The sequence below is a fragment of the Pseudomonas sp. R15(2017) genome, assembly GCF_002112685.1.
In the GTDB taxonomy this organism is placed as follows: domain Bacteria; phylum Pseudomonadota; class Gammaproteobacteria; order Pseudomonadales; family Pseudomonadaceae; genus Aquipseudomonas; species Aquipseudomonas glycinae.
Window position 1 is genome coordinate 118,634 of sequence record NZ_NEII01000007.1, and the last position, 20,342, is coordinate 138,975.

Sequence of the window (20,342 nt, forward strand, 5' to 3'; positions counted from 1 at the left end):
CAGAAGGAGCGCCATCCCCCCCCACAGTGCGAGGGCAGCGCCAAATATCCACAAAAAAAAGGGTACCTCCACGGCACCCCTTCCTTCTCGCTACTCCGCCGTTTGACGGATAGCCTTCTCAATTCGCTGACGTCCCGTATGAGTAAGCTTGCTTACACCAGCTTCCTTCGCGACCGCGTATATCAAGGACTCCCCTTCGTGGCCCCGCTGCACCATCTCATCAACCAAAGCACGCAGTTCTGGCAGACAGATTTCAGATAGCCCTCTCGTGGAATCTTCGTCGCCGGGCTGACGGAAGACGACACTGGTGTCCGACTCGATATGAGTAGGCCAAAAGAAGGTTCCTATCTGCTCCTCTTCATATGAACGGAATCGTTCCCGGGCAATTTGGTCAACGCGATCACGAATCCGCGAGCCGGTTCGCACCCAGCCATGAGCCCGGGCAATGCGCCTTGCGAGCGCTGTGTCCAGAACCGGTCCCTCTTTCTCTACCACATGAGCAATCATCTGCTCCAACGTTTCTGTGTAACTCGGCTCAAAGAACAGATCTGGATCGACCAACCCCACCGCTTGACGAGGATCGGATTCCTTATAAACCAAACGTTCAAGGGGACAAGCAAAAGCTCGGACATCCTCAACTGGCGTGATAGATGCTGCCTTGGCGTACTTCAACTCAGCCAAAGCGACTGAGGGATCATTGGCTTCGGCCACGCCATCCGCTGCGACGACCACAGCCACCTGATCCACTACCTCAATGACCTCAGCCATAGCTGCATCGATTTTCAGTCGTTCTGCCTCTTGAGCTGCATCGATGACAGCCTGCTTGGCTCGGGACTCAGCAAGGATCTCGTTCAGACGTTGATGTACCTTCTCGGCAGTTCCAACTGCATCAACCCACCAATCCGTCGACCATATCCTAACGATCTCCCAGCCAAGTCCACGCAGTACAAATTCACGGAGTTTGTCACGATCGCGAGCGGTCGCGCTGCGGTGATAGGTAGCACCGTCGCATTCAACGCCGGCCAGGTACCGTCCAGGAGCATCAGGGTGAACAACCCCAAGGTCTACTCGAAAGGAAGAAACGCCAATCTGGGTTTGTATCTGCCACCCCTTTTTAGCCAAGGCCGCCGCAACCGCTTCTTCGAATGGGCTGTCGAAACCACCCACGCTACCAAAGTCAGCCTCTGCGAGAGCCCGCGGGCCACGCTCTGCAAACTCGAGGAAGTGCTTGAGATCTCGCACCCCAATCGCTTGCGTACGAGCCAAATCAATGTGCTCTGGTCGCAAGGTCGAGAACACCACAAGCTCCTGGCGAGCACGGGTTATAGCCACGTTCAGTCGGCGCTCACCACCAGGGCGGTTCATCGGGCCGAAGTTCATGGACAGCACACCGGCAGCGTCTTTCCCGTAGGTGGTCGAGAAATAGATGATGTCTCGCTCATCGCCTTGAACGCTCTCAAGGTTCTTGACGAACACAGGCTCCAGCTCGGACTCAGCGAAATACGAATCGAGTGATGGGTCTTTCCGGCAAGCCTCATCCAGCATGTCCATGATGAGCTTCTGCTGCTCGCCGTTGAAGGTTACGACTCCCACGGTTCGCCTATTTGCTCGGAAGGCAGGAGACTGTAGGCGAGCAACCAAATCAGCAACTAAACATCTTGCTTCAATTAAGTTGGTTCGCGCCCCACCCTTGTCATATACACCCGGAACAGGGCACAGCCGTACTGCTTTATCGGCCGTAAACGGTGATGGGAAGGTCACCAGCTTCGACTGGTAGTAACGCCGGTTCGAGAAAGCGATCAGACTCTCGTGGCGGCTACGGTAGTGCCAGTTCAGGTTACGCATCGGTAGGTTGGCACTAATGCACTCGTCCAGAATACTCTCAAGATCAGCCTCTACATCCTCATCTTCAGCAGTCGACTCAGCTCGGTTAAAGAACGAAGTTGGAGGGAGCTGTTTGGGGTCGCCCACCATCACCACCTGCTTCCCTCGGGCCATGGCGCCGATGGCATCCCAGACAGGTATTTGAGATGCCTCATCGAAGATAACGAGATCGAACGGTGTTGAGGCAGGCGGCAGATACTGAGCAATGGAAAGAGGGCTCATGAGCAAGCATGGAGTCAGCTTGGTTAGCGCTTCTGGCGCACGACTCATCAGCTCCCGCAATGGAATATGCTTGGTCTTCTTGCTCATCTCATGGCGCAGGACTCCCCATTCTGAAGAGCGACTTACGCTGTCTTGGCTTGGTAGGTCGGAACACAACCGAGCTCGGAGCCAGTCCTTGGTCAACTCGGTGAACTTGTCATCCAAAGCCCGGAAATCACGAATGCGCTGCTCATGCTCCACGCTGACGAACGTCCGGATCACCTCCTCGTTGTCCACCGTCGTGTTCAGCCACCAGCGGGCATAATTTACTTCCAATACACGACGGACTTTTCCGGAGGTGATGGCTCCTGTTTCCATCGCTTGAACAATCGGAGCCAGGCCAACAGCGTAGGCCTCATCGCGAACCTTCCGCCAAGCGCACCATGCCTTGAGGCGCGATTCAGACGAGACAACAGTTTCGCAGTTTTTCTTGATATCACTTAGCGCCAGATGGGCAGTTTCGATGACACCCACTTCGGTGAAATGACCGACGGCAGTCAGGTGCGCCGATCGCTCTCGGAGCAGCTCAAGCTTTTCGCGAAGGGTAACACCGGCAATGGCTATAGCAGCCTCCGGCTCAAGCAGTGCGTTACCATCCCCCAGCAAAGTTTGAAGCGGTGCCTTGTAAGCCGCGACCTGCTCAGGATTGAGTGCTAGCCTCGCCACCGCGGTAGCCATCTCCCCCTGGAACGCTACCGCCCTTCGTGCAACGTCAACCTTCGTTTTCAGGTCATTCCAGACTGGAACGATTTCTCGCAGATCGGCTAGATCCTCCAACTCTCGTTCAACTGCTGCCCTTTTCTTGAGCAGCTCAAAGTCAGCTTTTAACGACGAGCCACAACGCCCCTCCTCTACATGAGGATGGTCATCGACAAGCCGACCGCGTTCTTCGATGTCACGTCGTTCAGCCTGGAAGCGCAGCGCTGCAGTCAGCACGTCAATATCAGTGGTCAAACCGCTCCAGAGAGCGCTAGTTGCTGAGCTGAGATCAACCAGCTCACCTAACCCAGCGTCGAGGCGAGTCAGCGCACGCAGCCGGCGGAGTTCCTCCTTCAATTCATCGCCAAGCTGGCCCTGCTCAACCAACTGCAAGCCGTCATCGATCCAGGCAGAGTCATTTTTCTGGAGTCTAACGGCCTCTTGCAGCTTGATCGCTGTCGCGAGATGCATTGCTTCGGATTTGGCACCCTGCCAAACAGCAACACACTCATGACCTGGCTCCAGCTCATCGATTGCTCGACGCACCGACCGAATCTCTATCCAAGTAGCGAGATCCTTGCCATTGTCGACTTCACCTGTTGACGTCTGCATCGGAGCCAATAGGCCAGCGATGCGGCGTTTTCCGAACCAAGACTTAGGCCAGAAAGACTCCTCCGCGTCTTTCCACTCGCGCAGCAGGAGCTCGGTATCAACCGCTTCAATGGCGTCACTGTAGGACGCGGTTAGCTGCTGCTTAAGGTCGTCTATCTGATCCAGTAATGTGACAGCTTGCCCAAGGACGTCGCAGACACTTTGTGGCCAGGCTTGGCCCAGTTCTGCGAAAGTTGCGCGGCGTTGCTGCAGCAGATCAATGCCTTGTTTAGCGTCAGCAACAACACGAGACGGCCAGAAAGTTGAGAGCCTAGAGTTGATGTCACGGTGCTGCTCGATCCCGGTACAACCGTCACTCAGGCGCTGAGCAATTGAGCGAGCATCAGGTCGCAGTGCGAAACGCCAATCATGCCCAGCGGCAGCCGGAAGTGCTTGAGAAAGGATCGATAGCCCTTCAAGCGCTGTAGGGGAGTAGTGCGTAACAGGAAGCCCGGACAGCTCAACAAAGCGATCAGCAGCTTGCTGGACTTCAAGCACAGCGGGAAGCACGTCACGAGCAGCCTGCACGAATTGTTGCTGCCAATGAGGCGACCACTCTGCTTGGCCTACCGCGGACAAAGCGTTGCCTACCAACTGACTGTAGCCCACAGCCTGTGCGTTCACTTCAAGGCGGTCGCCCAGCTCTCGAAGCTCAAGAATGGCCTTCTGATCGTGCGTTTCCGGAGATGGCCAACCAAGTGAAGCTACTACCTCATCAACACCCGATGTCACCGTCCCGATGGCATCGTAGATGGTGTAACCGTTGCGGTGCCGGCGATGCAGACGCTCGACATAAATATTGAGGCTGTCACGCAGGGAAGCGAGCCGCTGCGCTTCCACCTCCCATGCGGCAGCGTCTACCTGCCCTTTCGCCTCCCAAGCCGACTGCAACTGAGCAAGGACATCCGTTTTCCGAGCTTTGCTGGAGTGAAGTTCAAGGCAGAACTCACCCAGACCGATTTCACGCAAGCGCCGGTACACGACGTCTAGGGCAGCAATTTTCTCAGATACGAACAGAACCCGACGCCCTTGAGCAATCGACTGGGCAATCATGTTGGAAATCGTTTGGCTTTTACCCGTGCCGGGTGGGCCGATGAGAACGAAGTCTTTGCCCTTGGCTGCCGCCATCACAGCCGCAAGCTGAGATGAATCAGATGGCAGTGGGCAGAACACATCAGTTGGGCCGTAATCACGGTCCAGAGACTTAGCCTCCGGAAACGGGGTATCGGAGATGAACGAATCGCGTGGCGTATCCAGAAGGTGCTGGACTACTGGACTCTGTCGAAGGTGCTCTGCATTCTCGGCAAGATCCTTCCACATGAGATACTTAGCAAACGAGAACATCGAGAGTACAACGTCCTCATTCAGCTCCCAACCAGCGATGTCCTTGATCGCATGACCAACCTTGTTCCAAATACCTGCGATATCCAGACCGGAGTCGTCCCGAGGCAGCTCCTGCTCCAGCGAACCCAAGCCCAACTCAAAGTCTTGACGCAGCATCTCGATCAGAGTCGGGTTAAAACGAGGTTCATCATCGTGCAGCACCATGGTGAATCCGGAGCGGGCGCTCTTACGTTCCAACGTAACTGGTACCAACACCAGCGGCGCTTTGTACTTCTGCCCCGCCCTATCCTCACGCGTCCAGCTAAGAAAACCGATGGCCAGGAACAGAGTGTTGGAGCCACCTTCCTGCAAAGCAGTACGAGCGCTTCGATACAACTCAGTTAACCGGACATCCATTTCAGCGGACGTCAGCGCAACGAATATTTCCCTGCGCTTAAGAGCATCTTCAGCATGACGACGGCGAACATCTTCTCGCTCACGCTGCTCGTAGAGTGCTCGCTCACGCGGATCTGCACCATCCATCAGGTCAGGCCTGGTAAGCAACTTCAGAGACTGTCCACTTGCAAGAATGTCCTCGAGCGCACCGGGATCAGGAGATTCAAGCTTCAGCGAACGCTTACCCATTTTGAAATTGAGTAAGTTATTTCGAAGCGACAGATCCAAAAGCTTACGCTGCCAACGGCCGAGGCGATCTGCTGGATCGAGCTTGGAGAGATCCTCAACCTGCACCTCAATGTTGTCATCAGCGATGCCTATCCCTTCTTCCACCAGAAGCGAGGGGGCTTCATCAGATTCAGCAACGGCAACACGCGCGATCTGAGCCTCTGAGCTGGCGAGTGGCTTGATACGTTGCAGACGGGCGCGACGGATATCCAGCAGCATCTCGAAAACACTTTCAGCGTCTTCGGCTACCTGTTTCGTGCCCATCTCAACCGCATAAGAGAATGGCGGTATTGAGTTGTGGGTAATGAGGGTGGTCTCGAATAGCACGAGTTCCTGAAGCTTCACCCGCTTACGTACTGCAGTGACATCATCCACCAGGGCAGTCGTAAACTCTTCGGGCTTGAGCCACAAACCAGCAAAAGCATGACCATGGGTGAATACGATCACAGGGTTAAGACCGATCTGCTCCAATGCCGCACAGAAAAGCAGAGTAAGGTCGAGACAGGTAGCCAACCCGGAGTCAGCAATCTGACTGGGGCTACGAATCTTCTGTCCTGATTGTTCGAAGCTAGCAGGCGGCAACGCATAGTCGAGCTTCATGCGCGCCACCGCGCCCCATACTGCCGACGCCAACTGCCAAGCTCTTTTGGGGCCACCTTCATATCCATCAAGTGCGGATGGTTTCTCGCTTAGACGAAGCAACTCGGCCGCCTGTTTGAGCAACCTTTCTACCGCCGCATCATTCGGCTGAACAAAAGCCGCCGTCATATCTGGTATATGACGCAATCCGCCCCACTGGTTTCTGGGCAGAAGGTCTACGATCTGTTCAAACCGAGCAACTTCCTTGCGACCGCTCTCCGCCTCCTTGTCATCGGCTTCAAGGACGAACGTAAATGTCGACATCTCTGCTTCTGTCAGGCGACTCAATAACGGGCCGTCCAAGACAAGATCAAGACCAGGTATGACTCGGAAGCTATCTGCAGCGATCTCGTCAATCCGCCAGATTCTGGACTTAAATACCTCAGGTGCCGAGCTAAGGGTAAGAGTGGCATTGACGAAACGATCGCTTGTCTCATTTGAGATGCGAAGCTCGCGAATCACAGGGATAGCGTTCTGAAAATCTGCAAGGTTCAGCTTTGCCACCAAGGTGGCAAGGATTTTTACTTCTTTAGGCTGAACGTCGTCTTGAGGCGTGAGAGGCTGAACGATGTCGTCCATGCGCAACAATCCTTGTCGGTATGCCCAAGGGAGTGCCGGAATTGACCGGCCAGGGAGCCCCTCTTGAGCTGATGGCAGGATGATAGCTTTTCTAGTGAGAGCCGTAACGTGCCTTTGGTCGTTACTGATTTCTCATCCCATCATCGAATGGCCACTAGGTAGACCAGAGCAATCCCCCTGCCAGAAACCCCTAGGACAAAATCCGATATTGGTAACACATCCGAAAAACCCACTCAGAGCCAGCCGTTTTGTGGGGGTAAAAACGCGGACAAATAAAAAGGGTCGCGAGATAAAATCTCGCAACCCTTTGAATTATATGGTCGGGACGGAGTGATTCGAACACTCGACCCCTAGCACCCCATGCTAGTGCGCTACCGGACTGCGCTACGCCCCGACTAGGCGTGAAACTCGTTCTCCGTCTCGAAGAACGCTCAAGAATATATCGCAAGCTTTTGAAAACTGGAAGTATTTAAAAGCAGGAAATTATTTCTTGAGAACCACCAGAACATCTTCGAGCTCGGCGATCATCTGGCGGATCATTTGCTTGTATTGGGTGGTGTCGTCTTTGGCCTCATCGCCGGACAGTCGCAGACGCGCACCGCCGATGGTGAACCCCTGATCGTAAAGGAGCGCACGGATCTGCCGGATCATCAGCACGTCCTGGCGCTGATAATACCGGCGGTTTCCGCGGCGTTTGACGGGGTTGAGCTGAGGAAACTCCTGCTCCCAGTAGCGCAGCACGTGTGGTTTTACCGCACACAGCTCGCTGACTTCACCAATGGTGAAGTAGCGTTTGCCCGGGATGACGGGTAGTTCGTCGTTATGACTTGGTTCCAGCATAAGCCTCAACTCGGGCCTTCAATTTCTGCCCTGGACGAAAGGTGACCACACGGCGAGCCGTGATCGGGATTTCTTCCCCCGTTTTCGGGTTGCGGCCAGGCCGCTGGCGTTTGTCCCGAAGGTCGAAATTGCCGAAACCCGACAATTTGACCTGCTCGTTGTCTTCAAGAGCGTGCCTGATTTCCTCGAAAAACAGTTCCACCAACTCCTTGGCTTCCCGCTTGTTCAGGCCCAGCTCTTCATACAGACGTTCCGCCATCTCAGCTTTCGTCAAAGCCCCCATACGTCACTTCCTTAACGTGGCGTTCAACCTTTGTTCGAGCGAGGTGAGGATATCTTGCGTCGTCGAATTCACCTCATCGTCATTAAGAGTGCGCGATGGATGCTGCCAGGTCAAGCCGACTGCGAGGCTTTTTCTATCAGGATCAATGCCTTTACCCTGATACACGTCAAATAGCCTGAGGTCTGTCAGCCATTCGCCTGCATTTTCACGGATTACGTCCAGTACAGCCGAGGCTGCAACGTCTTTGTGCGCAATCAGTGCCAGGTCACGACGCACTTCAGGAAAGCGCGACAACTCGTGGAATTTCGGCATTTTCCCCAGAGCGACTTCAGCCAGAACCAGCTCGAAGACGAACACTGGACGGTCGAGACCCAGGGATTTCGACAGCTCAGGGTGAATCGCGCCGATAAAGCCGACTTCACGCCCTTCCCGCTCGATGCGTGCGGTCTGGCCTGGATGCAGTGCAGGATGCTTGCCCGGTGCAAAAGTGAACTGATCCAGCGCACCGGCAAAGCCCAGCACCGCTTCGACGTCAGCCTTGACGTCGAAGAAGTCGACGGTATCGCGGCCTTGCGCCCAGCCTTCCGGCAGACGGCTGCCGCACACCACACCGGCGATCATCGGTTCTTGCTTCAGACCTTCCAGCTGACCGACAAAGCGCAGACCGCTCTCGAACAGACGAACACGATCCTGCTGACGGTTGAGGTTGTGCTGCAGCGCCTTGACCAGACCCGGCCACAGCGACGAACGCATCGCAGCCATGTCGTTGGAGATCGGGTTCGCCAACAGCAGCGGCTCAACGCCCGGGTTGAACAGCTCGAACTGCTTCGGATCGATGAAACTGTAAGTGATCGCTTCCTGATACCCGCGAGCGACCAGCAGCCGACGCAGCTCCGGCAGATCGCTGCGCGCTTCGGCCTTGGCCTGTGGCGCCAGACGAGCTTGCGGGTACCGAACCGGCAGGCGGTTGTAACCGTACAGACGCGCCAGCTCTTCGATCAGATCGACTTCCAGGCTGATATCGAAGCGATGGCTCGGCACTTCTACGCGCCACTGCCCTGCTCCGTCGACGGAAACCTTCAGACCCAAAGCATTGAGCAGGCGCTCGACTTCGGCCGAATCCATTTGCATGCCCAGCATCTGGGTGATGCGCTGCGCACGCAGGGTGATCGGCGCGATCGACGGCAAGTGCTGCTCGTTGACGGTTTCGATGATCGGGCCGGCTTCGCCACCGGTGATTTCCAGCAGCAGGCCAGTGGCGCGCTCCATGGCTTCACGGGCCAGTTGCCAGTCCACACCGCGCTCGTAGCGGTGCGAAGCGTCGGTGTGCAGACCGTAGGAACGAGCCTTGCCCGCCACCGCGATCTGGTCGAAGAACGCACTTTCAAGGAATACGTCGCGAGTGGTCGCAGATACACCGCTGTGCTCGCCACCCATCACGCCGGCAATGGCCAGAGCGCGAGTGTGGTCGGCGATCACCAGCGTATCGCTACGCAGGCTGACTTCCTGACCGTCGAGCAGCACAAGCTTCTCGCCCTCTTCTGCCATGCGCACACGGATGCCGCCATTGATTTCGGCGAGATCGAAAGCGTGCAGCGGCTGGCCCAGCTCGAGCATCACGTAGTTGGTGATGTCGACGGCGGGGTCGATACTGCGGACTTCGGCGCGACGCAGGCGCTCAACCATCCACAGTGGCGTCGGTTTGGACAGGTCAACGTTACGGATGACACGGCCCAGATAACGCGGGCAGGCAGCAGGTGCCAGGACTTCGACGGAGCGCACTTCGTCGTGCACTGCAGGAACGGCCTTCACCACCGGGCGAGTGACCGGAGCGTCGTACAACGCGCCGACTTCACGGGCCAGACCGGCCAGGGACAGGCAGTCGCCGCGGTTCGGAGTCAGATCGACTTCGATGCTGGCGTCTTCCAGGTCCAGATAAACACGAAAATCTTCGCCCACCGGCGCATCAGCCGGCAGCTCCATCAGACCGTCATTGCCTTCGCCGATCTGAAGTTCGGCTTGCGAGCACAGCATGCCGTTGGACTCGACGCCGCGCAGCTTGGCCTTCTTGATCTTGAAGTCGCCCGGCAGCTCGGCACCGATCATCGCGAACGGAATTTTCAGGCCCGGACGCACGTTTGGCGCACCACACACAACCTGGAAAGTTTCCGCGCCATTGCTGACCTGGCAAACGCGCAATTTGTCGGCATCGGGGTGCTGCTCGGTGCTCAGCACCTCGCCCACCACGACGCCACTGAAAACACCGGCGGCCGGCGTAACGCTATCGACCTCAAGACCGGCCATCGACAGACGGGCAACCAGCGCGTCGCGATCTACCTGCGGGCTGACCCAGCCACGCAGCCATTGTTCACTGAATTTCATCCTGCTCTCCTAAGAATTCGTTACGACTAGCGAAATTGCGCGAGGAACCGCAAGTCGTTGTCGAAGAACAGACGCAAGTCGTTCACGCCGTAACGCAGCATGGCCAGACGCTCAACGCCCATGCCGAAGGCGAAGCCCGAGAACTCTTCCGGATCGATTCCGGACATGCGCAGCACGTTCGGATGAACCATGCCGCAGCCCATCACTTCCAGCCAGCCGGTCTGCTTGCAGACGCGGCAGCCTTTACCGCTGCACATCACGCATTCCATGTCGACTTCGGCGGAAGGCTCGGTGAACGGGAAGTACGAAGGACGGAAACGCACGGCCAGTTCTTTCTCGAAGAACACCCGCAGGAACTCTTCGATCGTGCCTTTTAGGTCGGCGAAGTTGATATCGCGATCGACCAGCAGACCTTCGACCTGGTGGAACATCGGCGAGTGGGTGATATCGGAGTCGCTGCGGTACACACGGCCTGGGCAGACGATGCGGATCGGCGGCTTTTTCGATTCCATGGTGCGGACCTGTACCGGCGAGGTATGGGTGCGCAGCAACATGTTGGCGTTGAAATAGAAGGTGTCATGCATCGACCGGGCCGGGTGGTGGCCTGGGATGTTGAGCGCCTCGAAGTTGTGATAGTCGTCTTCGACCTCCGGGCCTTCGGCAATGCCGTAGCCGATATGAGTGAAGAACTGTTCGATACGTTCCAGAGTCCGGGTTACCGGATGCAGACCACCGGAGGTCTGACCGCGGCCCGGCAGGGTCACGTCAATGGATTCAGCAGACAGTTTGGCAGCCAGTTCGGCTTCCTCAAACAAAGCCATGCGCGCATTGAGAACGCCTGTGACACGTTCCTTGGCAACGTTGATCAGGGCGCCGACCTGCGGACGCTCTTCTGCCGGCAAATTCCCCAGGGTCTTCATCACCTGAGTCAATTCACCCTTTTTGCCAAGGTATTGAACCCGGATTTGCTCCAGGGCATTGATATCTTCAGCGCTTTGCACAGCCTCTAGTGCTTGAGAGACCAGCGCATCCAGGTTTTCCATGTACAGACTCCAGATACAAAATAGGGGAAGAGCTTGAAGGCTCTTCCCCTATTTATGACGTTTAACACCTGGCCCCACAGAGGTGAGGCCGGGTGACTGTCGGGGGTACTTAAGCCAAGGTGGCTTTAGCTTTCTCGACAATCGCAGCAAACGCCGCTTTTTCGTTCACTGCCAGATCAGCCAGAACCTTACGGTCGATCTCGATGGACGCTTTTTTCAGGCCAGCGATGAAACGGCTGTAGGACAGACCGTTAACACGAGCACCAGCGTTGATACGAGCGATCCACAGAGCGCGGAACTGACGTTTTTTCTGACGACGGTCACGGTAGGCGTATTGGCCTGCCTTGATTACCGCTTGCTTGGCAACACGGAATACGCGGGAGCGTGCGCCGTAGTAGCCTTTAGCAAGTTTCAGAATTTTTTTGTGACGTTTACGGGCAATGACGCCACGCTTTACACGAGCCATGAGTTACTTCCTCTATTCTTGATCCAAAAATTAACGAAGGCGCAGCATGCGCTCGACTTTTGCCACGTCAGACGGATGCAGCAAGCTGCTACCGCGCAGTTGACGCTTACGCTTGGTCGACATTTTGGTCAGGATGTGGCTCTTGAAAGCGTGCTTGTGCTTGATACCGTTAGCAGTTTTCAGAAACCGCTTAGCAGCACCACTTTTGGTTTTCATCTTTGGCATGTTCGGATACTCCGCATTCAGTTGATAAACATAATCAGAAGGCCTGCCGTGCCCTGTTGATTACTTCTTCTTTTTCGGGGCGATGACCATGATCAGCTGGCGTCCTTCCATCTTAGGATGCTGTTCGACCGAACCGTACTCGAGCAGGTCTTGTTCAACCCGCTTGAGGAGTTCCATCCCCAGCTCCTGGTGGGCCATCTCACGGCCGCGGAATCGCAAGGATACCTTGGCCCTGTCCCCGTCACTCAGGAAACGTACCAGGTTGCGCAGTTTTACCTGGTAATCCCCTTCCTCCGTCCCTGGACGAAACTTGATTTCTTTTACCTGAATCTGCTTCTGGTTTTTCTTCGCCGCAGCAATCTGCTTCTTCTTTTCGAAGATCGATTTGCCGTAGTCCATCACACGGCAAACCGGTGGGACTGCGTCGGCAGAAATTTCTACCAGATCAAGCTTTGCTTCTTCAGCAATACGAAGCGCTTCATCAATCGAGACGATGCCAATCTGCTCGCCATCAGCGCCAATTAACCGAACCTCGCGTGCCGAGATATTCTCGTTGATCGGGGCTTTCGGTGCAGCTCGTTTATCTTGTCTCATTTCACGCTTAATAATAATTACTCCGAATCTGGGCGACCACGCCGGGAAACCGCTTGCGCGAGAAACTCAGCGAACTGGGCGACGGGCATCGAGCCCAGGTCAGCACCTTCACGAGTACGCACAGCGACAGTCTGCATCTCGACTTCCTTATCCCCAATAACCAAGAGATATGGAACCTTGAGCAAAGTATGCTCGCGGATTTTAAAGCCGATCTTTTCATTTCTCAAGTCGGACTTGGCACGAAACCCGCTTTCGTTGAGAGTTTTTTCGACCTGAGCGACGAAATCTGCCTGTTTATCAGTGATATTCATGATCACTGCCTGGGTTGGCGCCAGCCACGCAGGGAACGCACCTTCGTAGTGCTCGATCAGAATCCCGACGAAACGCTCGAACGAACCGAGGATCGCACGGTGCAACATCACCGGATGCTTGCGGCTGTTGTCTTCGGAAACGTATTCGGCTCCCAGACGCACAGGCAGGTTGAAATCGAGCTGCAAGGTACCACACTGCCACACGCGGCCGAGGCAATCTTTCAGCGAGAATTCGATTTTCGGACCGTAGAACGCCCCCTCACCCGGCTGCAGATCGTACGGCAGACCCGCGCTGTCAAGGGCTGCAGCCAGTGCTGCCTCGGCGCGATCCCACAACTCGTCGGAACCGACGCGTTTTTCCGGACGAGTGGACAGCTTCATCTCGACGTCGGTAAAGCCGAAGTCGCGGTAAACATCCATGGTCAGCTTGATGAACGCAGCGGATTCAGCCTGCATCTGCTCTTCGGTGCAGAAAATGTGAGCATCGTCCTGAGTGAACGCACGCACACGCATGATGCCGTGCAGCGCACCCGATGGCTCGTTACGGTGGCAGGCGCCGAACTCGGCCAGACGCATCGGCAGCTCGCGGTAGCTCTTCAGGCCCTGGTTGAACACCTGCACATGGCAAGGGCAGTTCATCGGCTTGATGGCGTAGTCGCGGCTTTCCGACTCAGTGGTGAACATGTTGTCGGCGTAGTTTGCCCAGTGCCCGGATTTCTCCCACAGGCTGCGGTCAACGACTTGCGGCGTCTTGATCTCGAGATAGCCGTTGTCGCGCTGCACTTTGCGCATGTACTGCTCGAGTACCTGGTACAGCGTCCAGCCGTTCGGGTGCCAGAACACCATGCCCGGCGCTTCTTCCTGGGTATGAAACAGGCCCAGGCGCTTGCCGATCTTGCGGTGATCGCGCTTTTCAGCTTCTTCAATACGCTGGATGTAAGCAGCCAGTTGCTTCTTGTCAGCCCACGCGGTGCCATAAACGCGCTGCAATTGCTCGTTTTTGGCATCACCGCGCCAGTAGGCGCCGGACAGCTTGGTCAGCTTGAAGGATTTCAGGAAGCGAGTGTTCGGCACGTGCGGACCGCGGCACATGTCGACGTATTCTTCGTGATAGTACAGGCCCATGGCCTGCTCGTTCGGCATATCTTCGACCAGGCGCAGCTTGTAGTCTTCGCCACGAGCCTTGAACACTTCGATCACTTCGGCACGCGGAGTGACTTTCTTGATGACGTCATATTCTGTATCGATCAGCTGGTGCATGCGCTGTTCGATGGCCGCCATGTCGTCCGGAGTAAAAGGACGCTCGAAGGCAATGTCGTAATAGAAACCTTCGTCGATAACCGGCCCGATGACCATTTTTGCAGTCGGGTACAGCTGCTTGACCGCATGGCCGACCAGGTGGGCGCAAGAGTGGCGAATGATCTCCAGCCCCTCTTCATCCTTTGGCGTGATGATTTGCAGCGTCGCATCGCTGTCGATGATGTCGCAGGCGTCGACCAGCTTGCCATTGACCTTGCCGGCTACGGTGGCCTTGGCCAGACCTGCACCGATGGAGGCGGCGACCTCGGCTACGGAAACCGGGTGATCGAATGAACGTTGACTGCCGTCGGGAAGAGTAATAGTTGGCATGGCGCCTCCTCTCCTAGTGGTGACCCCTACCAAAGGTCACGTGGGTTGGGATGAGCCAGTACAAGATCCGATCCAGGCCATTCAATGACGAACGCCTGCCTTACAGCGGCAGGAGCCTTGCGGCCAACCGGAAAACCGAACCAGAGTGACTGGGATTCAAATCGGAAAATTCGTGCGCTGCCGCTACCGGGACTGAAGGTCATCCGGAGCCTGCGAACGCCCTAGCCAGGCATGCTAGCACAGATGAACGGTCACCGATGCACTCAGGTTTTAGCGAGAGGCAAATCGTCTGTTTTATGCCAGAGTGCTGAACTTGATCGGCCTTTGGGCCCTCAGATAACAAGACATTGACCCACAAGGAGCATCCTCGCATGCGCCTTAACACCCTGCTTGCTGCAGTCGCCCCCCTCGTTTTGCTGCTGCCGCTGAGCGCCCACGCCGACTGGCCAAAGGGCGAGCGTGAGAAATACATGGCTCAGTGCACCCAGGCGGCCACTCCGCAAATCGGTGCCGCTGCCGCAAAATCCCACTGCGCGTGCGGTGCCGATGCCATCAAGTCCTACCCGGCCAGCGACATTCAGGCATTGATGGACAACAAGGCCACGCCTGAACTGCAACAGAAAGCCTTGGGGCAAATTGCCAAATGCAAGGCCAATACCCCGGCGAAAAAATGATGAAACAGGCCTTTTCACTGCCTCCAGCACCGCTGAAAAGCATCTGATTCAGGCCATTTCGTACGATTTATGCAGGTTTTACAGGTTTTTTTATTGTCTTTATTTTTCGCTCAAAGCCTTTTAAACCGGGGCCTCCAGCCGAAACAGGCAGTAAAGAAAACACGACTGATTGGCAAACAGCACGTCCGGGGGGCTACCAAAGCGAACATTTCGACTATGATACCCCGGTGTGCCCAGTTGGCCTGAGCAGCACAGTACTACTGAAAATATATGTTTCTTGGAGATACACCATGTCTAATCGCCAAACCGGCACCGTTAAATGGTTCAACGATGAAAAAGGCTTCGGCTTCATCACTCCTCAAGGTGGCGGTGACGACCTGTTCGTACACTTCAAAGCTATCGAAACTGACGGTTTCAAAAGCCTGAAAGAAGGCCAGACCGTCTCCTTCGTGGCTGAGAAAGGCCAAAAGGGTATGCAAGCTGCACAAGTTCGCCCAGAGTAATTTCCCGGCGCACTAAAAAAACCCCGTCCATGTGACGGGGTTTTTTATGGGTAAGACAAATGCCCGAAAGTCAGCCGCAGCTGACGCGAGTGACCACCAGGTTCTGATCGGTATTCAGATTGAGGCGATCGGAGCGGTACTCCAAAGTAATCATGTCATTCGGCTTGAGGAACCGGGCGTTCTGCGCACCGGCTTTTTTGCGTGCTTGCTCCAACAGCTCTGGCGAAGCTTTCTTGCCGAGAGCGAACTCCGCAGCCGATACTTCACAACGACCATGTCCGGCCTCAGTCGCCACGGGATCCTTTTGCGATTCGCTGGAGGTCGTGGTGCAACCAGCCAACAAAGCAACGGCCATCAATGCACCCAGTGACGCGAACTTCCAAGGCATGAAGCCTCCTTATTCAATTTTTACCAGAGATCGTGCGACCACCAATACGGCGATTGGTTTCCCGATGAGTGCCATCACCCTGCCCCACCATCGGAAAAACACCGAGTGTGCCTGAGCAACACCTGAAGCATCACCCCGAAAAACGTCACTGAATATTAATGACGCTCAGTAGACATCAATGTAGTCGTAGGGCGGATTCGGCCAGTTGTCCTTGAGCGCATTGAAAATCTGCATGACCCAGACTTCGTCGCTGGCTGCGACATTTCCCACATACCCTGAGCCTTTTGCCCAGGTCTCCAAGCGAAACAGCAGGCCATCAATGTCCTGACCACCAGTGACACCCGAAGATATATAGGCGATCCCGCCCTTGGTTACGCGCAGCTGGGTATGTTCGTCATCACTGGCCGACGCAAGCATCTGGCGGACAGCATCAAGGGTCAGGCCGTCGGGGCTATTCAAATCGATCTGCACAGCGCAATCCTTGTTTTTCTGCGGAAACGACCAAGTGTCGCATAGCGCTGTGCTCATGCCTAAGTCGCAGTGCCAACCGCCCGACAAAATGGTTAACTCAAGACTTCAATCCCGAGACCGAGCCTTGCCATGACCACCGTAAGCATTACCGCCGACATCAAGGCCACCTGGCCACAAGGGCACAGTTCTTACAGTCCGGGCAGTCCCGAGGAATTGGCATTGATCAGCATTGACTTGCTGGTGAAGACGTTGGGAACACAAGGCGCGCAGTCATTCATCGCCCAGCTGTTCGAGAAGTATCCCGATGACTTCAAAGGAACATCGGACACCGAGAGGGAGTAGAAGCCCGCAAGCTGGCACCTGCGGGCGTATGGCTTACTTCAGACGCTTCAGACGCTCGGTCAGCAGATCGAAGAAGCCCTGGGCATCGCCGTTCTCCACCCAGAACGCATTCTTCGGCGCCTTCAGGCCGTCATACCAGTCGACAACGGTCTGGCCGAAGGTCGGGCCTTCACGGCTATCGACCACCACATTCACCGAACGACCCGTGAACAGCTCGGGCTTGAGCAGGTAAGCCACGACGGTGGCGTCATGCACCGGGCCACCCGGAATACCGTAGTGCTCCATATCCCCTTTGATGTACTCGTTGAGGATGCCGCCGACAATCTTGCTCGCATTGTTGTTCAGCGCCGCAATCTGCTTCAGGCGCGCATCGCTGGTCAGGATCTTGTGGGTCACGTCCAGCGGCAGATAAGTCAGTTTCACACCGCTTTTGAGCACAACTTCCGCGGCTTGCGGGTCGGCGTACAAGTTAAATTCGGCCACTGGCGTGATGTTGCCGCCATTGAAGTGAGCGCCACCCATGATCACGACTTCCTTGATGCCCTGAACGATCTCCGGCTCCTGGATCAGCGCCAGGGCCAGGTTGGTCTGCGGGCCGAGCATCGCGATGGTGATGCTGTGCGGCTTGGCTTTTTTCAGGGTGTCGATCAGATAGTTGACCGCATTGCCTTCGGCCAGGCCTTTCTTCGGCTCATGCACGGTGACACCCGACAGGCCTTCCTTGCCATGGATGTTTTCAGCGTAGATCGGCGTGCGCATCAGCGGTTTCGGCGCGCCGGCGTAAACCGGAATATCTTCCCGCCCTGCCCACTCACGGGCCAACCGGGCATTGCGCGAAGTCTTGTCCAGACGCACGTTGCCGGCCACGGTGGTCAACGCGCGAATGTTCAGCTCCTCCGGGGAGGCCAGGGCAAACAACAGGGCGACCACGTCGTCGGCACCCGGATCGGTGTCGATGATCAGGTCGATCTTTTCCGCCGCCTGGGCGCCGGTCGCGGTTATCACGGACAAAAGCAGCAGACTCCGAATCAATTGATGCATTTTTTGAGCATAGCGGTGCATGGCGCATTCCTTGTGCAGATGAAATCAAAAGGGGCGAACCCTGTTTAGAACGTAACTCCAGACACCAGCACGATGTTGCAGTACGGCTGGCATTCGCCCGTACGAACAATCGCTCGTGCCTGTCGGCTGAGTACCTTGAATTGCTCGTGACTGAGCAGGTCACGCCGCCCCAGCGAGCCTTCGTCATTCAGCTCGTCCAGCGTGGACAGCGCGGTCGGTTGCCTGTCGAAAATCTCCTTGGCCAGCGCGTGGCTTTCCACCTGCATCTCGCTGAGCACGACTTTCAGAGTGCTGACGAAGTCCGGTACGCCGTGCGTCAACGCCAGGTCGATCAACTCGACACCCGGCGGCACCGGCAGGCCGGCATCACCGATCACGACCATGTCGCCGTGGCCGAGGGAAGCAATCAGCCGCGACAGGGCGACATTGAGCAAAGGAGTCTTTTTCATGCGGGTTTGAATGCCTGTACGTCGGAGGTGGTGGGAATGGACGGCTGGGCACCTGCCCGGGTGACCGACAAGGCCGCAGCAATCTGTCCAAAACGAATGGCCTCGGCCTCCGTTTTGCCGGCCGCCAGTGCAGCGGCAAATCCGCCGACAAAGGTATCCCCGGCGGCAGTGGTATCGACAGCCTTCACTTTGGGTGCAGGAAAATGCTGGTAACCCATACCGTTGGCGAACAAAGAGCCTTGAGCCCCCAGCGTGATGATGACCTTGCCGGCGCCCAGTGACATCAGGTGCGCCGCAGCTTTTTCAGCGGTCGCCAGCGAGTCCACCGGCAAACCGCTGAGGGCGGCGGCCTCGCTCTCGTTGGGAATCAGGTAATCGATGGCGGCAAACCAGTCTGCCGGCAGCGGACGACTGGCCGGCGCCGGGTTGAGGATGACTGTCTTGCCCAGCTCACGTCCGCGCTTGAGGGCATGGCCTACGGTGGCATCAGGGATTTCCAGCTGGCAGATGATCACGTCGGCCGCTTGCAGCACGGCGTCGAACCGGTCGATGACCGCCGGGGTCATCGAACCATTGGCACCGGCAACGATGACAATCGCGTTCTGACTGTTGTCATCGACCACGATCAGCGCCACGCCACTGGAATCCTCGACCACGCTGACAGCCTGGCAATCGATCTGTTCGGCCAGTAACGCCTCGCGCAATTGCACGCCATAAGCATCGTTGCCGACGCAGCCGACCATCGACACTTTCGCACCCAGACGCGCAGCGGCCACCGCCTGATTGGCGCCCTTGCCACCGGACACGGTCGCGAAGGAATGGCCGATCAGCGTCTCACCACCCCGGGGCAAGCGAGGCGCCCGGGTGACCAGATCCATGTTCAGGCTACCTATTACCACTACATTTGTGGACATACATCACTACTCTTCAATTCGTTTCAGCGGTATTCGGTGAACACGCCGGACAGCGGTGCAGTCGATTCACGCAAGACAATACTCGGCGTCACGATCCGTTGATCCGTCGCCAGACCCGGGGTGGCAATTCTTCGTAACAAGACTTCCGCGGCCATCTCGCCCAGTTGCAGGATCGACTGGCCCACAGTCGTCAGCGCTGGATACACGTAGCGGCTCATCTGGATATCGTCGAAGCCGATCACCGACAACTCGGCAGGCACGCGCACGTTGCGCTCCGCCGCCGCTCGCAGCACACCGATGCCGATCATGTCGTTACCGGCAAAAATCGCGCTTGGCGGTTTTCGCTCGAGCAGGACCGAGGCCGCGTTGTAACCGCCAGTGCTGGTGAAGTCGCTTTCCAGCATGCGCGACGGGGACACCTCAACACCGGCCTCTTTCAGCGCGCGACAAAAACCGGCCTGACGCATTTGCGCAACACTGGTACTGGCCGGACCACCGATCGTGGCGATATCGCGATGACCGAGCCCAAGCAGATGCCGCGTCGCAAGGTACGCGCCATATTCGTGATCGATGCGCACCAGGTCGGCGTCCACGCCTTCGAGTCCACGGTCGACGATCACCATCGGCGTCTTCACACCCGCCAACCCTTGCGCCAGACCGCTGTCGCCACCCGCAGAGGCGACGATCAAGCCGTCGATGCGTTTTTCCAACAGGACCCGCAGGTAGCTGCGCTGCTTGTCCGGGTTGTCGTCGGAGTTGCAGAGAATCACGCAGTAACCGTTACGCTCGCAGTAATCCTCGATCCCGCGCGCCAGTTCGGCGAAGTATGGGTTAAGGCTGTTGGGCACCAGCAAACCGATGGTGGCAGTGGTTTTCGCCTTCAGCGAACGGGCCACGGCGCTCGGCACATAGTCGAGACTCTTGATCGCCGCCTCGACCTTGACCCGCACCTCTTCGCTCACCGGTCGGGTCTTGTTTACTACGTGGGACACGGTCGTATAGGAAATTCCTGCGAGTGCCGCCACATCCTTGATCGTTGCCATTTA

The 20,342-nt window shown here is 56.6% G+C and carries 18 protein-coding genes and 1 tRNA gene; 3 read left to right on the forward strand and 16 right to left on the reverse strand.

What is annotated here, in order from left to right; genetic code table 11:
- Nucleotides 1–90: 90 nt before the first annotated feature.
- The 10 genes from CAF77_RS15835 to thrS form a co-directional block, all read right to left on the reverse strand.
- Nucleotides 91–6,720, reverse strand: coding sequence for a DUF3320 domain-containing protein (locus tag CAF77_RS15835; protein ID WP_085655198.1), 6,630 nt, complete (start codon nt 6,718–6,720; stop codon nt 91–93).
- Between the two features lie 317 nt (nt 6,721–7,037).
- Nucleotides 7,038–7,114 (reverse strand) — tRNA-Pro (locus CAF77_RS15840).
- Nucleotides 7,115–7,203: 89 nt separating this feature from the next.
- Nucleotides 7,204–7,560, reverse strand: a complete 357-nt coding sequence (locus CAF77_RS15845) for a MerR family transcriptional regulator (RefSeq protein ID WP_003179985.1) — start codon at nt 7,558–7,560, stop codon at nt 7,204–7,206.
- Nucleotides 7,541–7,843, reverse strand: a complete 303-nt coding sequence (gene ihfA, locus CAF77_RS15850) for an integration host factor subunit alpha (RefSeq protein WP_002553164.1) — start codon at nt 7,841–7,843, stop codon at nt 7,541–7,543. Before ihfA ends, CAF77_RS15845 begins: the two co-directional genes overlap by 20 nt.
- Before the next feature lie 3 nt (nt 7,844–7,846).
- Nucleotides 7,847–10,225, reverse strand: a complete 2,379-nt coding sequence (pheT, locus tag CAF77_RS15855) for a phenylalanine--tRNA ligase subunit beta (RefSeq protein WP_085655199.1) — start codon at nt 10,223–10,225, stop codon at nt 7,847–7,849.
- 26 nt (nt 10,226–10,251) lie between these two features.
- A complete protein-coding gene (pheS, locus tag CAF77_RS15860; RefSeq protein ID WP_011333387.1) occupies nt 10,252–11,268 on the reverse strand; it encodes a phenylalanine--tRNA ligase subunit alpha in 1,017 nt (338 codons plus the stop codon).
- Between the two features lie 109 nt (nt 11,269–11,377).
- Complete coding sequence (gene rplT / locus CAF77_RS15865) at nt 11,378–11,734, reverse strand: 50S ribosomal protein L20 (RefSeq protein ID WP_002553161.1); 357 nt, start codon at nt 11,732–11,734, stop codon at nt 11,378–11,380.
- 30 nt (nt 11,735–11,764) lie between these two features.
- Entirely contained in the window at nt 11,765–11,959 is a 195-nt protein-coding gene (gene rpmI / locus CAF77_RS15870; protein ID WP_002553160.1) for a 50S ribosomal protein L35, read from the reverse strand.
- A 60-nt stretch (nt 11,960–12,019) separates the two neighbouring features.
- Nucleotides 12,020–12,571 carry a translation initiation factor IF-3 gene (infC, locus tag CAF77_RS15875; protein ID WP_169432615.1) on the reverse strand — a complete coding sequence of 184 codons (552 nt, stop codon included), beginning with the start codon at nt 12,569–12,571 and terminating at the stop codon, nt 12,020–12,022.
- The gene (thrS, locus tag CAF77_RS15880; protein WP_064378870.1) at nt 12,571–14,493 is read right to left on the reverse strand and encodes a threonine--tRNA ligase; all 1,923 of its coding nucleotides are present in this window, start codon (nt 14,491–14,493) and stop codon (nt 12,571–12,573) included. The genes infC and thrS overlap by 1 nt, the downstream gene beginning before the upstream one ends.
- A 371-nt stretch (nt 14,494–14,864) precedes the next feature.
- Between thrS and CAF77_RS15885 the strand changes: the two genes are divergently transcribed.
- Entirely contained in the window at nt 14,865–15,167 is a 303-nt protein-coding gene (locus CAF77_RS15885) for a hypothetical protein (RefSeq protein ID WP_011333385.1), read from the forward strand.
- 290 nt (nt 15,168–15,457) lie between these two features.
- The gene (locus tag CAF77_RS15890; RefSeq protein WP_007956027.1) at nt 15,458–15,670 is read left to right on the forward strand and encodes a cold-shock protein; all 213 of its coding nucleotides are present in this window, start codon (nt 15,458–15,460) and stop codon (nt 15,668–15,670) included.
- A gap of 70 nt (nt 15,671–15,740) precedes the next feature.
- On the opposite strand, the gene CAF77_RS15895 is transcribed toward CAF77_RS15890, so the two are convergent.
- Both CAF77_RS15895 and CAF77_RS15900 read right to left on the reverse strand, forming a co-directional pair.
- The gene (locus tag CAF77_RS15895; protein ID WP_085655200.1) at nt 15,741–16,058 is read right to left on the reverse strand and encodes an I78 family peptidase inhibitor; all 318 of its coding nucleotides are present in this window, start codon (nt 16,056–16,058) and stop codon (nt 15,741–15,743) included.
- 165 nt (nt 16,059–16,223) lie between these two features.
- Nucleotides 16,224–16,529 carry a hypothetical protein gene (locus CAF77_RS15900; protein ID WP_064378869.1) on the reverse strand — a complete coding sequence of 102 codons (306 nt, stop codon included), beginning with the start codon at nt 16,527–16,529 and terminating at the stop codon, nt 16,224–16,226.
- A 129-nt stretch (nt 16,530–16,658) separates the two neighbouring features.
- Here CAF77_RS15900 and CAF77_RS15905 point away from each other — a divergent pair, with 129 nt between their 5' ends.
- The gene (locus tag CAF77_RS15905) at nt 16,659–16,871 is read left to right on the forward strand and encodes a hypothetical protein (protein ID WP_007956023.1); all 213 of its coding nucleotides are present in this window, start codon (nt 16,659–16,661) and stop codon (nt 16,869–16,871) included.
- Between the two features lie 33 nt (nt 16,872–16,904).
- Here the strand turns inward: CAF77_RS15905 and CAF77_RS15910 are convergent, their stop codons facing one another.
- From CAF77_RS15910 to CAF77_RS15925, 4 genes are read right to left on the reverse strand one after another with little or no spacing between them, the layout of a single operon-like run.
- Nucleotides 16,905–17,933, reverse strand: a complete 1,029-nt coding sequence (locus tag CAF77_RS15910) for a nucleoside hydrolase (RefSeq protein ID WP_085655201.1) — start codon at nt 17,931–17,933, stop codon at nt 16,905–16,907.
- A gap of 44 nt (nt 17,934–17,977) precedes the next feature.
- A complete protein-coding gene (rbsD, locus tag CAF77_RS15915) occupies nt 17,978–18,382 on the reverse strand; it encodes a D-ribose pyranase (protein WP_085655202.1) in 405 nt (134 codons plus the stop codon).
- Complete coding sequence (rbsK, locus tag CAF77_RS15920; RefSeq protein ID WP_085655203.1) at nt 18,379–19,296, reverse strand: ribokinase; 918 nt, start codon at nt 19,294–19,296, stop codon at nt 18,379–18,381. The genes rbsD and rbsK overlap by 4 nt, the downstream gene beginning before the upstream one ends.
- A gap of 23 nt (nt 19,297–19,319) precedes the next feature.
- Nucleotides 19,320–20,339 (reverse strand): LacI family DNA-binding transcriptional regulator, encoded by a 1,020-nt coding sequence (locus CAF77_RS15925; RefSeq protein ID WP_085655204.1) that lies wholly within the window; start codon nt 20,337–20,339, stop codon nt 19,320–19,322.
- Nucleotides 20,340–20,342: the final 3 nt, after the last annotated feature.

What these genes read in the sequence shown, in the direction of transcription:
- CAF77_RS15835 (WP_085655198.1), bottom strand. Translation starts at nt 6,720, where the DNA reads ATGGACGACATCGTTCAGCCTCTCACGCCTCAAGACGACGTTCAGCCT.
- CAF77_RS15845 (WP_003179985.1), bottom strand. Translation starts at nt 7,560, where the DNA reads ATGCTGGAACCAAGTCATAACGACGAACTACCCGTCATCCCGGGCAAA.
- ihfA (WP_002553164.1), bottom strand. Translation starts at nt 7,843, where the DNA reads ATGGGGGCTTTGACGAAAGCTGAGATGGCGGAACGTCTGTATGAAGAG.
- pheT (WP_085655199.1), bottom strand. Translation starts at nt 10,225, where the DNA reads ATGAAATTCAGTGAACAATGGCTGCGTGGCTGGGTCAGCCCGCAGGTA.
- pheS (WP_011333387.1), bottom strand. Translation starts at nt 11,268, where the DNA reads ATGGAAAACCTGGATGCGCTGGTCTCTCAAGCACTAGAGGCTGTGCAA.
- rplT (WP_002553161.1), bottom strand. Translation starts at nt 11,734, where the DNA reads ATGGCTCGTGTAAAGCGTGGCGTCATTGCCCGTAAACGTCACAAAAAA.
- rpmI (WP_002553160.1), bottom strand. Translation starts at nt 11,959, where the DNA reads ATGCCAAAGATGAAAACCAAAAGTGGTGCTGCTAAGCGGTTTCTGAAA.
- thrS (WP_064378870.1), bottom strand. Translation starts at nt 14,493, where the DNA reads ATGCCAACTATTACTCTTCCCGACGGCAGTCAACGTTCATTCGATCAC.
- CAF77_RS15885 (WP_011333385.1), top strand. Translation starts at nt 14,865, where the DNA reads ATGCGCCTTAACACCCTGCTTGCTGCAGTCGCCCCCCTCGTTTTGCTG.
- CAF77_RS15890 (WP_007956027.1), top strand. Translation starts at nt 15,458, where the DNA reads ATGTCTAATCGCCAAACCGGCACCGTTAAATGGTTCAACGATGAAAAA.
- CAF77_RS15895 (WP_085655200.1), bottom strand. Translation starts at nt 16,058, where the DNA reads ATGCCTTGGAAGTTCGCGTCACTGGGTGCATTGATGGCCGTTGCTTTG.
- CAF77_RS15905 (WP_007956023.1), top strand. Translation starts at nt 16,659, where the DNA reads ATGACCACCGTAAGCATTACCGCCGACATCAAGGCCACCTGGCCACAA.
- CAF77_RS15910 (WP_085655201.1), bottom strand. Translation starts at nt 17,933, where the DNA reads ATGCACCGCTATGCTCAAAAAATGCATCAATTGATTCGGAGTCTGCTG.
- rbsD (WP_085655202.1), bottom strand. Translation starts at nt 18,382, where the DNA reads ATGAAAAAGACTCCTTTGCTCAATGTCGCCCTGTCGCGGCTGATTGCT.
- rbsK (WP_085655203.1), bottom strand. Translation starts at nt 19,296, where the DNA reads ATGTCCACAAATGTAGTGGTAATAGGTAGCCTGAACATGGATCTGGTC.
- CAF77_RS15925 (WP_085655204.1), bottom strand. Translation starts at nt 20,339, where the DNA reads ATGGCAACGATCAAGGATGTGGCGGCACTCGCAGGAATTTCCTATACG.